The 14,214-nt window shown below is 55.5% G+C and carries 11 protein-coding genes; 4 read left to right on the top strand and 7 right to left on the bottom strand.

The window, feature by feature from the left end; translation table 11 throughout:
- Positions 1 to 144 precede the first annotated feature (144 nt).
- From KF752_17225 to cysC, 3 genes are all read left to right on the top strand, one after another.
- On the top strand, positions 145 to 1,113 hold the full coding sequence (locus KF752_17225; protein MBX3423303.1) for a metallophosphoesterase: 969 nt from the start codon (positions 145 to 147) through the stop codon (positions 1,111 to 1,113).
- Positions 1,114 to 1,184: 71 nt separating this feature from the next.
- Positions 1,185 to 1,595: a hypothetical protein gene (locus tag KF752_17220; GenBank protein MBX3423302.1), complete on the top strand. Its 411-nt coding sequence runs from the start codon at positions 1,185 to 1,187 to the stop codon at positions 1,593 to 1,595.
- Between the two features lie 199 nt (positions 1,596 to 1,794).
- Positions 1,795 to 2,466, top strand: a complete 672-nt coding sequence (gene cysC, locus KF752_17215; protein ID MBX3423301.1) for an adenylyl-sulfate kinase — start codon at positions 1,795 to 1,797, stop codon at positions 2,464 to 2,466.
- A 9-nt stretch (positions 2,467 to 2,475) separates the two neighbouring features.
- Here cysC and KF752_17210 read toward each other — a convergent pair whose 3' ends face one another.
- Both KF752_17210 and ispD read right to left on the bottom strand, forming a co-directional pair.
- The gene (locus KF752_17210; GenBank protein MBX3423300.1) at positions 2,476 to 3,756 is read right to left on the bottom strand and encodes a tyrosine--tRNA ligase; all 1,281 of its coding nucleotides are present in this window, start codon (positions 3,754 to 3,756) and stop codon (positions 2,476 to 2,478) included.
- Between the two features lie 11 nt (positions 3,757 to 3,767).
- Positions 3,768 to 4,478 (bottom strand): 2-C-methyl-D-erythritol 4-phosphate cytidylyltransferase, encoded by a 711-nt coding sequence (gene ispD / locus KF752_17205; protein MBX3423299.1) that lies wholly within the window; start codon positions 4,476 to 4,478, stop codon positions 3,768 to 3,770.
- A 164-nt stretch (positions 4,479 to 4,642) separates the two neighbouring features.
- Between ispD and KF752_17200 the strand changes: the two genes are divergently transcribed.
- Positions 4,643 to 6,343: a hypothetical protein gene (locus KF752_17200; GenBank protein MBX3423298.1), complete on the top strand. Its 1,701-nt coding sequence runs from the start codon at positions 4,643 to 4,645 to the stop codon at positions 6,341 to 6,343.
- A gap of 321 nt (positions 6,344 to 6,664) precedes the next feature.
- Here KF752_17200 and KF752_17195 read toward each other — a convergent pair whose 3' ends face one another.
- The 5 genes from KF752_17195 to KF752_17175 all read right to left on the bottom strand — a co-directional run bounded on the left by KF752_17195 (position 6,665) and on the right by KF752_17175 (position 13,892).
- Complete coding sequence (locus tag KF752_17195; GenBank protein ID MBX3423297.1) at positions 6,665 to 7,531, bottom strand: esterase family protein; 867 nt, start codon at positions 7,529 to 7,531, stop codon at positions 6,665 to 6,667.
- A gap of 33 nt (positions 7,532 to 7,564) precedes the next feature.
- Positions 7,565 to 7,837 carry a MoaD/ThiS family protein gene (locus KF752_17190; protein MBX3423296.1) on the bottom strand — a complete coding sequence of 91 codons (273 nt, stop codon included), beginning with the start codon at positions 7,835 to 7,837 and terminating at the stop codon, positions 7,565 to 7,567.
- 325 nt (positions 7,838 to 8,162) lie between these two features.
- Complete coding sequence (locus tag KF752_17185) at positions 8,163 to 8,960, bottom strand: HesA/MoeB/ThiF family protein (protein ID MBX3423295.1); 798 nt, start codon at positions 8,958 to 8,960, stop codon at positions 8,163 to 8,165.
- 4 nt (positions 8,961 to 8,964) lie between these two features.
- Positions 8,965 to 10,416, bottom strand: coding sequence for a DUF1501 domain-containing protein (locus tag KF752_17180; GenBank protein ID MBX3423294.1), 1,452 nt, complete (start codon positions 10,414 to 10,416; stop codon positions 8,965 to 8,967).
- Positions 10,417 to 10,652: 236 nt separating this feature from the next.
- Positions 10,653 to 13,892 carry a DUF1553 domain-containing protein gene (locus tag KF752_17175; GenBank protein ID MBX3423293.1) on the bottom strand — a complete coding sequence of 1,080 codons (3,240 nt, stop codon included), beginning with the start codon at positions 13,890 to 13,892 and terminating at the stop codon, positions 10,653 to 10,655.
- Positions 13,893 to 14,214: the final 322 nt, after the last annotated feature.

Below are 14,214 nucleotides of genomic sequence, written 5' to 3'. Positions count from 1 at the left end.
GCGTGAGCAAGAGGCTCGGAACCGTTCTCTGTTAACATAGCAAGTTGCTATGTGAATTGTCATTTGATAGCGTGTCAGCGAAATGTCGGTGCCAATTGGGCTCATTCGATTTTAGAACAGATTAGGACTGAAAAGAGGCACGCGATGATGCAGCGGCGCGAAGCAGTAAAGAGTCTGGTAGCCGGCGGAGCAACTGGACTTGTCGGATTGAGCGGTCCGGCCGCAGGTGCCGAAAGTGCGCCGGCGCGACAGCGGAGTGTGCGGCTGGTGCATCTGACGGATGTGCATGTTCAGCCCGCTCGGTCGGCACCGCAAGGGTTGGCTCAGGCTATCCGGCATATTCACTGGTTACCCGATCAGCCCGATTTTATACTCAATGGTGGCGACGCGATTGGTGATGCGCTGGAAGTTGGTGCCGATGAAGTTGCCGTTCAGTGGAAGTTATGGAAGGCAGCTTGGAAGGAACATGGAACGCTGCCCGTGCGGAATTGTCTGGGCAATCACGATATATGGGGTTGGAACAAGGCCAAGAGTAAGACTCAGGGCAACGAATCAGGCTGGGGCAAGCAGATCGCACTGGAACAATTGGAGCTGGAACGTGGCTACTACCGGTTCGATCACGGCGGATGGAGATTCCTGATCCTCGATAGCTTGACCTTTGACGAAGAAACGGCGTATCGCGCCGAACTGGATCCGGCGCAGTTTCAGTGGTTGACTGATGAACTGCAAGGCACGCCGCCAGAGATGCCCGTGGCTGTGGCTTCACATGTGCCCATTCTAACCGTTGGTACTGTCGGCTTCAGCCACGAATTGCGCAAGTACCCGCAGGCCACGCGCATGCTGTCGCATCTTGATGCTGCGGAACTACTGATGCTGCTGCGGCGATTTCCCAACGTCAAGCTGTGTCTGAGTGGACATACGCATTTGACCGAGCACGTCATGTTCGGTGGAATTGGCTTCGTCAACAGCGGAGCGGTCAGCGGATTGTGGTGGAAAGGAGATTTTCTGCACACCGACGAAGGTTACCACGTGATTGACTTGTATAGCGACGGTACTTACCAAATTCAGTACGTCAGTTATGGCTGGCAAGCCGATGGTCCAGGTCAGCGGTAATGTCTGTGGGTTCGGTGGCGAAGTCGACCGTTTGAAGCCTATAAATCCTTGCGAGACACAAGTCCAAAGACATGCAACACACAAATCCCAAACATCTTCTGGCTATTGATGCCGCTGGCGCGCTGACGACTTGCGCGATCACGGGGTTGGTTTTGGCACCTGAGCGACTGATGACCGGATTGCCGCCAACGCTGCTGTACTGGCTGGCCGGAATCGCTGGTGGTTTTTTTGTGTTGGGGATGTTCGGTTTGTCATGCGCACCTGACCCAAGAAGGCCGCTCAAGTTGCTAGCGATGCTCAATGGCGGCTATTGCATCACAACCCTTGTGTGTTGCGTCGCGTATTGGAATCAATTAACGATGTGGGGTGGTATCTATTTTGTGCTGGAAGCCATCGTCATCTCGGCGTTAGTGTTTTGGGAATGGCGAGTTGCAGGGATGCCATGGTTGCCTGCAGGGAATCACCATTTCGCCAATGATTGACCGCCTGCGGAGTCTTATGGGAGATTCAAAATTGAAATGCAATTTGCCGTGCAATTCCATAACACACTGCTGATCATTATTTTGGGCCACGATATAATCGTCGCCCGTAAACAATGCGAATGATTGCGGCCCACAGTCTACTTCTTGCACGGTCAGTCGATGACTTGTGCTAGTGCCAATCTGAATTTCAAAGGTCAACATGTCCAGCGCAGATCCCAAGGTTGTTTGGCACCAGCATAGCGTGGATCGTGCCAGTCGCCAGCGATTGGCGGGGCATCGCGGGTGCGTGGTGTGGTTTACTGGACTGAGCGGGTCAGGCAAGAGTACCATTGCCAACCTGGTGGACGGATTGCTGTACCAGCGCGGTGTGCATACCTATGTGTTGGATGGTGATAACATTCGACATGGCCTGTGTGCAGGTGCTAATCTGTTAGAACTCGAGCATGGCAGCGAGTTCGCCCGACGTTTCGGTCTGGGATTTGGCGCAGCGGACCGCGAAGAAAACATTCGCCGAATCGGTGCGGTGGCTCAACTGTTTGTGTCCGCGGCCCTGGTGACGTTGACCGCCTTTGTGAGTCCCTATCGTCGCGATCGGCAGCGCGTGCGCCAGTGGGTCGAGGGCCATGGTCAGGTGGGAGACTTCATCGAGGTCTTTGTGGATACTCCGCTGGAGATCTGTGAAAGTCGCGATCCCAAGGGGCTATATCAACAGGCTCGACAAGGGAAGATTCCACACTTCACAGGCATCAGCGATCCGTATGAGGCTCCTGAGAACCCCGAAATTCATCTGCTGGCCGGTCAACGACCTGCCGCAGAATTGGCGCAGCAAGTGGTTCAGGCTTTGGCAGATCGCGGCGTCATAAGGGCTTAAGCGCCCGATTTAACCTTCAACTCTTAGTACGGCAAACCGTTTCTTGCCGATCCGCAAGACCATGGCGGACTGGCTGGCTAAATCGGCAGAGGTCAGTAGTTTATCCACCGAGTCGATGCGCCGATTGTTGACGTACAGACCACCTTGTTCCAAGCTGCGCCGCGCTTCGCTCTTGCTCTTGCATAACCCAACACGGACGGGAGCATCCAAGATCGAAAAGCCATTGGACAATTCAGCAGGCGTCAACGTCCCGCTGGGCACATCGTAGAAAATCTCCATCAACTGCTGATCGGTCAGGTCCGCTATTTCAGCACCGAACAGATACTCCGAGGCTCGCTGCGCGGATTCCAGGCCTGATTGCCCGTGAATGAACTCGGTTAACCAACTAGCTAGGCGGCGCTGTGCGGCGCGATGTTCAGGCGATTGAGCTAACGATTGCTCCAGCGCGCGATATTCATCACAGTCAATCTCGGTCAAGAATCGCAAGCACAATAGCACATCGGCGTCGGAGACGTTCAACCAGTATTGATAAAAAGCGTATGGGCTGGTCCGCTGAGCGTCTAACCAAATAGCTCCACGCTCGGTCTTGCCCATCTTGCGGCCATCGCTGGTCAGCAGCAGCGGGCAGGTAAGTCCAAACAGAACGCTGCCGTGCATGCGCCGACCCAGGTCGATACCAGCGGTGATATTGCCCCACTGATCACTGCCACCGATTTGCAGCGTGCAGCCCTGATGTTGACTGAGGTAGACAAAATCATAGGCCTGCAGCAGCATGTAGCTGAACTCTGTGTAGCTCAAACCAGCGTCGTCGCGTTCCAATCGGCTCTTGACGCTATCTTTGGCCAACATCACGTTGACAGGAAAATTCTTACCGACATCGCGAAGAAACTGAATGTAGGACCACCCCGACATCCAATCCAAGTTGTTGACCAGAGTTGCCGCCGACGGTCCGGAGAAATCTAGGAATCGCTGCATTTGCTGCTGCATTCCGGCTACGTTTTCAGCCAAGATTTCTGACGATAGCAGCACACGCTCTTCGCTTTTACCGCTGGGATCACCGATCATGCCCGTAGCCCCACCCACGAGCGCGATGGGCCGATGGCCGGCGCGCTGAAAGCGCCGCAACATCATCAACGGCAATAGGCTACCGCAATGCAAGCTGGACGCAGTTGGATCGAAGCCGGCATAGACCGAACGCGACTGACTGAGGTGTTCGTGCAGTAGCGCCTCACCCGTGTTTTGATGGATCAAGCCGCGCCAAGCGAGTTCATCGAGGATGTGGTCCGCCATAGAATGAATTCTTAAAAGGGAAATGCTGTGGGTTGGGGAAGTGCCTTGAGCGCTACTTCGGCAAATTTTAAATCGCCTTTGGTGGTGACTTTGATGTTCAGCGGGCTGCCCTCAACTACGCTTACCGCGTGCCCACACTCTTGGACGATGCTAGCTTCGTCAGTTGCCTGGCTGGGGCTGGGATGTTGTTGGTAGCACTGTTGCAGCAGCTTGGTCTTGAAGCACTGTGGTGTTTGTGCCAGCCATAGACCGTCGCGGGGCACCGTCTGCTGGATGGTTTGTTGCGCCGTAACGCGTTTGAGGGTGCTGTGGCAGGGCGTGGCTAGAATGGCGGCACCGGTGCGCTGGGCCGCTTGGAATACTGAGTCGATGAGCGTCTTGGTCAGGCAGGGCCGCGCGGCATCGTGCACCGCCACCCACTGGCAATCAGCGTTGATCACGGCTAGAGCTTGCCGAACGCTATCGGCACGTTGCTCCCCACCCACCACGGTTTGAATGCCTAACATGGCAGCGTGGCCGGCGAACTTTTCATTGAACAATTCGCGGTCTTCGCCAGAAATGACCAATACCAGTTGCCCGACATCCGCGTGTTTCGCAAACAGTTCAGCCGAATGCATCCACAGTGGCTTGCCCGCCAACGTGACGAAAACCTTCTTTTGAAACGGATCGCCAAACCGGCTACTTCGACCAGCCGCAGCCAGGATCACGGCAAATTTGCTCACAGCACCCTCGGGGAAAATGGAGTAGGCGTTACAACCGGCATGATTGTTACGCGGATACATCAAAGGTCAATCGGCCTCTGCGATACAGACTACGCAGCAGTTTCATAAGCTAATCTTCAAGGTGAGTGCCAAACTCTTGATTTTGCAGGCGTATGAAAGCCTCAATGCGGAACGAAATGAACGAACTGCGCACGACAACTGTAACGCTGGATAGCCACGCTGCGCTCGCCTGCCGCATCATACGTGGACAGTTGGTCCCGCACGACTATCTTCAGTGGTTGGCCAAGCCAAGCCACAATTTCATTCCACAGCCGACACCGCATCCCGAGGTTCTGGAGGCCATAGAAAACCTGATTCGCCCGCTGAAGCTGGAAGCCAGCACGGAAGAGCAACGAAATTGGCACTCAACTAGCCGAAACATTGCCGCCATTTGTCAGTTCATTGCCGCCCGTCGCCGTGTTCAGGAACCGTCTTTCGTGTCACAACTACTGGCGGCCGGTCTGTTGCCGCTGTATCGCTCTCTGGCCACCGGACGATTGCACGAAGGGTTTTCTCAAACACGCCGCCGTCTCAGCGAAACGGTAATCCTTCTCGCGCTCAACGACTGCCTGGACTTGCAAAAATTGCTAGAGCAACAGGTCACGCCGAACGTTTCGCCGCATGAAGTCATAGTCCAGCATTTGAGGTTAAATCTAACCTGCATTGACTACTTGATTGCGACCGCGTTGCCGGGCTATCAGGTCAAGAAAGATCGCTTCCAATACAGCGCTGCGCAATCCCTGCGGAGTTTTCGAGAAACCGACAAGCTGCCTGTCAACTTTCAGACTCCAAATTGGGCGGATCCGCATGTCTTGTGGGCGCTGTCCAACGAATTGATTTCATCAAGTTCACAGTTAATGTTGCCGCGCTGTTGGCTAGATACGCCTGTGCCGTGGAACAAGATCTCGGCGCACTGGCAGACTTTAGAACAACTTCTGGCGACTACTGTTAATGCCAGTCCGGCGGGCCAACTATGGCCACACAGTGAATTGACCGGGTTCCTCAATCGCGATACTCAAACGGCCTCACATCAAGTTGAGTCGGACCGCGCATCCAGCATGACTGCACCTGACACTGCACAATGGGAAAGCCTATCGGCTCTCAGAGAAGCTGAAGAAGTCTTAGCAGAGGAGTTGGCACAAGCTGCATTGACAGGTGAAGAACAGTCCGCTCAACCTATCGCCCCACGATTAGCCAATCACCCGGTGGGCGTCGGCCAAAAAACATTGTCAAAGTCTGGCTCCGCATCGCGTTTGGCGTCTAGTCACGAAAACGCATTCAGCGGTTTACCCAAATTACTGGTCGGACAGGTCAACGGTTTGGACGATCCTGCGTTTGTCACAGTAGTTCGACGTCAGGTGTCGATCTGTCGCAGCGAAAGTCGCTCGGTGTGCCTGGCGTTGATTTTGGTCTTGGCTGACAACGAATCGGAGAACGAATCGTTATTAGAGCCTCAAGCAAATGGCCTCAGTCGCTGGCAACAAAAACTTGCACACTGGCTGTCTGAACAGCCAGATGTTCAACAGCCGCTAGCATTTTTGACCGGCACTAGCCAACTCGCGTTGATCGCGCTGGATTCGGACCGCAATCAAATGACTCAAGTCTTGCGGCAAGGGTTGATCCAAGTGCTGGCCGGTGCCAAGAAGGTAGCAGCCAATGACCTAAGCCACGTGCCGATTCCAGCTCGCTTTCACATTGGCATCGCATCGGCATCTACTCCAGGCCCCAATTTTGATCCCCAACAGCTCATTAACTCTGCCGATCGCTGCCTCGGAGTCGCCCAGCGGCTGGGGAAAGCGTCGATCAAGAGCATTGAAGTGTTCTAGTTTAGGACCGCTTCGTTGGTGTGCACGCCCTTAGGCTTTGCGAAAGGGGGTAGATGCTCCAATTAACTCTGGCCCAACAGCGTGCAAATCGTCCAAGGTGGGACCGTGGCGGGTTTCGCTGCTTTTTTATGGTTCGGCAATAGCCAGAGCCTACCTCATCATATCCAAAAATTGCACGCAGAAGAGGAATAGCCTTGAGGATGCAGCGTTGGTGAGATTCAACAATGCTCTCGCGCCACGAATGTACTAACTCTCTCTGGCCCTGCTGTTCCGATCCTACCAATTGCGTCAACGCATTTCGCTTTTCAAACGTTCGCAGAGTCACTCGGCAGCTGGTGGCTCAGCGGTGCGCCACAGCCAGCGTAATGAATCTGGCAAAATAGCGCCGCCATGCCGACCGTTGTGACGGCCCTCACCGAAAACAAATTGGTAATCGTACTTCTTGAACGCGAGCGCTTTGGCCATCTGTTGATTGCTCAGCGGCCAGTTGCCATGCACGTTGTCTAGGTCGTGGCTGCCATCCTGCAAAAATATGCGAATCGGCTTGTTTTCGCTCTTGCGTATCAGGCTGGGATAGTTGTGGCCACCGCGAATATCGACGAAGCTGCCGATATGGCTAAGTACCTTGCGAAAGGCATCGGGTCGCTCCCAGGCCACGGTCCAGGCACAGATGCCGCCAGAACTCATGCCCGCAATGGCCCGCTGGTCGGGATCGTCCGTCAACCGAAAATGTTTGCTGACTTCAGGCAATATCTCCTCCAATAGAAAACGCGCGTACTGATCCGACAGAGTGTCGTATTCAAAACTGCGGTTCGAAGGTGTTGGCACCCAGCCACGTTGGGCAGGCAGTTCGCCGCTATGACCTGGATCGATGAATATGCCAATGGTCACCGGCATGTCGCCGGCGTGAATCAAATTGTCCATCACGATCGTAGACTTAAAATCGCCATGCGGATTAACGTAGGCATGGCCATCTTGAAATACCATCACGGCAGCCGGCTTTTGCTCGTCATATTGCGCCGGAACATAGACGCAATAGCGGCGCTTGGTTCCCGCGAAGATCTGGCTCTGCCATTCATACTCCAGAATCTTGCCCTGCGGCACGTCCGGCTTGACTAGCGAATCGGGGTGCTCCGGATAGCGTTCGATTTGCGACCAGCAGTTGCTGCTGAACACAATAGTGAGCACTGCGAGTAAATAAACGAAACTTCTCACGGCAATTTAACCTCCAGCCAGCGCGGGCACGATCAACACAACTTGTCGCTGGCCAACCGCTGTGTTCAATTGATCCCGGTCGCGAATGTTGTGACCGTCGACGAAGATGTTCACAAAGGCATGCACATGCCGCGAGTCATCCCACAGACTGCCGCTCAAATCAGGAAACTGTTCTGTCAACCGTGCGAGCGCTTCACCGACTGTCTGTCCGTCAACTTCGACGATAGCTTGGTCATTCGCCTTGGGACGCATCATGGCTGGAATATGGATTTGTGGCATGGCGGTGGATTATAGCCGGGTTGTTAACCCGCTGGGTTCGTGCTGTGAAATTGGTAACATTTCAGCGGCCTGAAGTAGCGTGTGTGGAGTCGACATGCGCAAAAGGTGTGTTGCGCAAGTCGGCTGGCAGGCAGTTCATGTACGGCCAAGTATCGCAAACGTTTTGCCGACGGAACACACCCTTTTTGGCTTAGCGAAGCGATTCTTGTGATCGTACTCGAAACGCATCGGTCGCGTAGGAGTGCGAGTACCGCCAAGGGCCGAGTACGAGTACGAAAAGCCAAGTCATGGGAGATGCTCCGAAACTTTGGATCATTGGTTAGGATTAGGCCTGTACCGAATGACAAATCGGACAATCCGCTCTTCGCGCAAGCTGGAGTTGGTGAAACGACATGGTTCGCAAGTCGTAGCGTAACATTTTAGCCAACAGCGGCGTTCCCAGTTCGCAGGCTAATTTGATGACCTCCATAGCCGCCAAGCAGGCGACTGAGCCAGCTACCGCGCCGAATACTGGAAACTGTCGAGTCCAGGTGGGTGGTGCTGTCGGATAGATGCATTGCAGGCAGGGGGTTATCCCAGGGACGATGGTGGTGAGCTGTGCTTCCAATTCGTACATGGCGCATTCGACCAACGGCTTGCGCTGCTTCACGGCAGCGGCGTTCATAGCGAATCGTTCGGGGAACAACGGTGCACAGTCGACGACGATATCGGCCTGGTTGAGCAACTCTTCAGCATTTCCAGCATCAACATTTTCACCAACGGCTACGATCTCCAGGCGCGGATTCAACTCCAACAAGCGCCGTCGCACCGATTCGATGCGCGGCCGGCCCAGCCAATCATGCGTCATCAATAACTGGCGATTCAGATCGCTGGGCTGCAAGTTCCCGGCGTGCGCCAAAACCAATTTGCCGACACCGGCTGCCGCCAACTGATAGGCCACGGTACCTCCGACTCCACCCAGTCGCGAGATCATCACCGATGTGCCCTTGAGTCGCCGCTGGCCGGACTGGCCAACACCGGGTACCCACATTTGCCACTCGTAGACCGCGCGCTCCTGGTCGGTCAATTCGGGTAGCGGCCCGCCAGTATCGGCTGCAGGCGTCGGTTGAGGTTCTGCAGTCACCGAATCACGCAATCAATTCTGGAATGACTTTGGCAGGCAATACGCCGGTCAGCCGCTGATCCAGGCCTTGAAACTTGTAGGTGAAGCGCTCATGGTCAAAGCCCAGCAAGTGCAACAGCGTACAGTGGAAGTCGCGGATATGGATCGGATCGCGGACGATGTTGTACGAAAAATCGTCGGTCTCGCCGTAAATCGCACCGCCTTTAGCACCACCACCGGCCATCCACATCGAAAAGCAGCGCGGATGATGATCGCGGCCATAGTTGTCGTTAGACAATTGCCCTTGCGAATAGATCGTGCGCCCAAATTCACCGCCCCAGATGACCAACGTATCATCCAACATGCCGCGCTGCCGCAAATCTTCCAGCAGAGCGTAGCAGGGTTGGTCGACGTCCTTGCACTGATCGGGCATGCGACCGTTGACGTTGCCGTGATGGTCCCAATTATTGTGATAGACCTGTATAAACCGCACACCGCGTTCGGCCAGGCGCCGGGCCATCAGCACGGTATTGGCAAAGCTACCGGGCTTGCGTGCAGCTTCGCCATACAAATCAAAAGTATGCTGCGGCTCTTGGTTCAGATCGATCAGCTCCGGCACGCTGGCTTGCATTCGAAACGCCATTTCATACTGCTGAATGCGAGTATGCGTTTGTGGATCCCCCAATTGTTGATAGGTGACTTGATTGAGCGCGTTCAAGTTGTCGATAGTCTGTTTGCGAATCGCAGCCGGAACTCCTGGCGGATTGTTGATGTACAAGATGGGATCGCCTTTGCTGCGGAAGGAAACTCCCGCATGTTGACCGGGTAGATATCCGCTGCTCCACAGTCGCGACGAAATCGCTTGTTCCTGCTCGCGATTGCTGGGCACCGCCACCAACACCACAAACGTTGGCAAGTCTTCATTCATGCTGCCCAGACCATACGATGCCCACGATCCCAAGCACGGTCGCCCGGGCACTTGATTGCCAGTTTGCATGGCGGCGATGGCCGGTTCGTGATTAATGGCTTCAGTATGCAAGCTGCGCATCCAGCAGATTTCATCGGCCTTCTTGGCCAGGTTCGGCAGCAATTGGGTGTTCATCCACATGCCACACTCGCCAGCCTGCGTGAAGGTATATTTGCTGGGTGCAATGGGAAATCGAGCTTGCCCGCTGGTCATGGTAGTCAATCTTTGGCCTTGGCGAATGCTGTCCGGCAAGTCCTTGTCGTACCACTCTTTCATCACCGGCTTGTAATCCAGCAGGTCGATCTGCGAAGGACCACCCACCATGTGCAGATAGATAATACGCTTGGCCTTGGGGGCAAAGTGTGGTCCTTGAGCCTTCGCCGAGCTGGCTTGCGCGAGATCTGCCGGTGTTCCAAATAGATGAGCCAGCGCCGCCGCGCCAGCTACACTGGCTCCCCGCGCCAGAATCTGTCGCCGCTGAAGCAGTCGCGCTTCTTCCAGTGGATGCATGAGTTATCTCCCGGTGGATTGTCTGTCAAGTGAATTGTTCAGGTGAATTATTCATAGCGCAGCACCGTAACTTGGTTGCGCAACGGCTAATGTCGCATTCCATTCATACTGCTGGCGGGTCGTCGCCAGCCGAATTAATCTGCCCCGAAGTTCCATGGCGGCTATTCAAATGTTGTGGACAGCAACGCGCCGTGTATCACGGCATGCTTGTTCCACCCTACAAATCCTCACACGACTTATTTGTTTAACGTTTCGTCCAAATTGAGCATTTGATTGCAGACCATCGTCCAAGCTGCCAACTGCCCAGGGTCGGCCGAGGAATCGACGGGATATTCTCCGACCGCAATCAATTGTCGAGCGTCATCGACGTTGGCTTGAAAGTGAGCTAGCAATTGATCTTTACCAGCCAGCACGATCGACTGTTCGCCGGACGAGAGCGGTCGGCACAGCGTCTGTTGGGCAATCAGTTCGAGGGCTCGATTGTCATCTAACGTCTGATCGCCGGTCGTTGCCTGGGCTAGCACGCGGCTCGCCAACACGCGTGCCGCCTCGACAAACTGAATGTCGTTGAGTGTCACCAGTGCTTGAAGAGGCGTGTTGGTGCGCTCACGCCGTACGCTGCATACCTCGCGCGAAGGAGCGTTGAAAATTTCCAAGTTTGGCGGTGGCGCCATTCGCTTCCAGAAGGTGTATAGACTACGTCGGTACAGGTCTGGTCCTTGGCTAGGCTGATATTCGCGCGTGTCACCTCCCGGCAATCCGACTACATCCCAGATACCTTCCGGCTGGTAGGGTTTGACCGGTGGACCAAACATTTGGGCAGTCAACAAGCCACTGGATGCCAAGGCATAGTCGCGAATCATTTCGGCGTCCATTCGAAAACGTGGACCTCGCGACAGCCATACATTCTCCGGATCGCGCTCGAGCTTGTCCGGCGAAACGATGGCCGCCTGGCGATAGGTGGCGCTGCTGAACATCTGCTTGAACAGTCGCTTTACGTCCCAGCCATTGGTCTGAAAATCAACTGCCAACCAGTCCAGCAATTCCGGATGGCTGGGCATCGCGCCGCTGACACCAAAATCTTCAGGCGTTGGCACAATGCCCCGGCCAAAGAGTTGTTGCCAGAAGCGATTGACCGTTACTCGGGCTGTCAGAGGATGATTGGGCGCTACCAGCCATTGCGCTAGCCCCAGTCGATTGCGGGGAGCGTCCGCCGGCAAAGGAGGTAATGCGGCCGGCGTACTGGCCATGACCTCTTGTCCCACCTTGTCATATTCGCCGCGCGTCAAGATGTTTGCCATCGGCTGTGAATTCATCTTTTCTTCTTGCACATGAGTTACCGGGCTACGGTTCTCGATGGCAGTGCGTTCGCTCTCCAGAGCCTTCAGCGCCTGATCGAGCTGTGGATACTGGCTATCGAGGTTGCTCAAATAATATTGCATCAGCGCCGTATGCTGCGCGCCGGTCCCGCTGGTGGCAGCCAGCTTCAGCAGTGCGGCCAGCGGCACGGCCGAAGTCAGCTTGCGGATCTCAGATCGCAATAACTGGCGATCATAAATGCGTACGTCTTGAATGGCTGTGCCTTCGAGAGCTTGATTCTGACTGCGCTGACCAATACGCAGTGGCGTCGAGGTGCGGACCGTTGAATCAGGCTTCAGGCTGTTGGTCGCTGCGCTCGCCGGTTGCCGTTTGCCATCGATGTAAACTTTGATGCTCTCGGGACGCGCAGAACCGTCATAGGTCACCAGCACATGCTGCCAGGTACCGGCCTTGAGCACTGGATTACGCGTGACGACTTTCAACGCCGCCTCAGGCCAACGGTCGATGATGTGCATGCCCACCTGACCGTTTTCAACCCACACGTCCCAGCCACGATGCTCCGCAGCCTGATCCATGCGCGCCAGAATGCTACCGGTGCCTTTGTCGGAATTGGGCTTGATCCAGGCGCTCACACTGAAACCCTGACTATGCTCAAAATCGCCTGACTCGCCGACTTCGAAATTACCGCCCAGCTTCAGCACAGGTGCAGGTCCGAACTTGCCGTCCTGAATCCAAGTGACCGGACCGGTAGCCTTGAGTGGTTGATTGCCGACAAGATTCAGCGTCTGATCGCCAGTGCCTTCCAACAGCGGAGCATGCACAATCAGACCTTCTTCAACTTCATCTTGACCAAAGTTGTCTACCGAAACGCTCTTGCGCCACTGTTCAAATTCCGGCAATATCGCCTGCTTATGAGCTTCAAACGCTTGTCGTGCGGCAGCGATCTCGGCATCAATGGCCGCCCAACGTGGCGCGTCCTCCATCGACGGAACGCGAATCACCGGCCCCTTGCCATCGCGGACGTTGCCATCGAAGGCCCCCTGCGTCGTATTGCGGAAGAACGCCGCCATCGAATAGTAGTCTTGCATCGAAACCGGGTCGAACTTGTGATCGTGACACTGGCAGCAATTGGTGGTCAGTCCCAGGTAGACCCAGCCCAGCGTCTGCACACGATCGGCGGCGTAATTGGCCAGATTCTCTTCAGCGATGGTGCCGCCTTCGTTGGTGGTAATATTGCAACGCTGGAATCCGGTGGCGATCAATTGGTCTCGCGAAGGATTGGGCAGCAGATCGCCGGCCAGTTGCTCGATGGTAAATTGGTCGAAAGGCTGATTGGCATTGAAGGCACGAATAACCCAGTCGCGATAGGGCCACATCTCGCGGTAATTATCGAAGTGTAGCCCGTGGGTGTCGCCGTAGCGCGCCGCGTCCAACCAGTATCGCGCTTGATGCTCGCCCCAACTAGGCGATTCCAACAATTGATCCACCCAGCGGTTCCAGGCCGGCTCACCCTCGCTGTCGTACTCCTGCACAAACTGCTGGACCAGCGCCGGAGGCGGTGGCAGCCCGGTAACGTCCAGGTGCAGTCGCCGAAACAGCGCCAGCGCATCGGCCTGCGGTGCCGGCTCAAGTCCCAGTGATTCCAACTTGCTGAGCACAAAACGATCCAACGGATGTTTGACCCAAGCCGACCAGCGTACTTCGGGCAACGCTGCCTGTTGTGGGGGAATAAACGACCAATGCGCCTCGTACTGGGCACCCTGCTGAACCCAGCGCTTGAGTATCTCGATTTCCTCGGCCTTGAGCGGCTTCTTCATGGCCGGCGGCGGCATCAGAGCGTCGGGATCGTCAGCAATAATCCGCGCGATCAACTGGCTGGCCTCCAAGTCGCCAGGCTGGATCGCCTGCATCTCGATCGCCGCCTCGCGCTGATCCAAGCGCAGACCAGCTTGTCGTGCCGCGCTATCGACGCCGTGACACGAAAAGCATTTGTCCGCCAGGATGGGGCGGACGTCGCGATTGTACGACAACTGCTCCTGGGCCAGGCATGGCCGCCCCGTAGCTACCAGAAACAATCCCAGCACCGTCGCTACAGAGCAGAGCATAACAACCGGGTGATTCAGACGCGGGCCAAGTGTTTTCAGGTAGGTAACCATGGGCAATGCACAAGCTAGTTAGCAAAGGAGGGTGATTCAGGCGGGCGGTCAGCCACCCCGGCCAAAACGAAGCGGGAGGCCACCGGAACTCTCGTGAGTCCACCCTAATTTTAACCTCGCCAACCCCCCAATACAAAGCCCGCCCGCCGGAACTACCGCAATTGGTACTCCTGCTGGGCCGGTTTGCCACACTTGGTTAGCCAAAAAACGGAACCAACTGCGTCTCTTGGCTCACTGGGCATCATTGCTCAGGCTATCTTCACATTTCTTCAACTACATTCTTGGGCGGTCTCGACACAAGACAAATGGAATTGCGATGCCC

It is taken from the genome of Pirellulaceae bacterium (assembly GCA_019636385.1).
Taxonomy (GTDB): Bacteria; Planctomycetota; Planctomycetia; order Pirellulales; family Pirellulaceae; genus Aureliella.
Note: the sequence above shows the minus strand (reverse complement) of the source record. Positions and strands in the feature narration are given on the sequence as shown.

Excerpts from the sequence above, each read along its gene's own strand:
- KF752_17225 (MBX3423303.1), top strand. The coding sequence starts at position 145 with ATGATGCAGCGGCGCGAAGCAGTAAAGAGTCTGGTAGCCGGCGGAGCA.
- KF752_17220 (MBX3423302.1), top strand. The coding sequence starts at position 1,185 with ATGCAACACACAAATCCCAAACATCTTCTGGCTATTGATGCCGCTGGC.
- cysC (MBX3423301.1), top strand. The coding sequence starts at position 1,795 with ATGTCCAGCGCAGATCCCAAGGTTGTTTGGCACCAGCATAGCGTGGAT.
- KF752_17210 (MBX3423300.1), bottom strand. The coding sequence starts at position 3,756 with ATGGCGGACCACATCCTCGATGAACTCGCTTGGCGCGGCTTGATCCAT.
- KF752_17200 (MBX3423298.1), top strand. The coding sequence starts at position 4,643 with ATGCGGAACGAAATGAACGAACTGCGCACGACAACTGTAACGCTGGAT.
- KF752_17190 (MBX3423296.1), bottom strand. The coding sequence starts at position 7,837 with ATGCCACAAATCCATATTCCAGCCATGATGCGTCCCAAGGCGAATGAC.
- KF752_17180 (MBX3423294.1), bottom strand. The coding sequence starts at position 10,416 with ATGCATCCACTGGAAGAAGCGCGACTGCTTCAGCGGCGACAGATTCTG.
- KF752_17175 (MBX3423293.1), bottom strand. The coding sequence starts at position 13,892 with ATGGTTACCTACCTGAAAACACTTGGCCCGCGTCTGAATCACCCGGTT.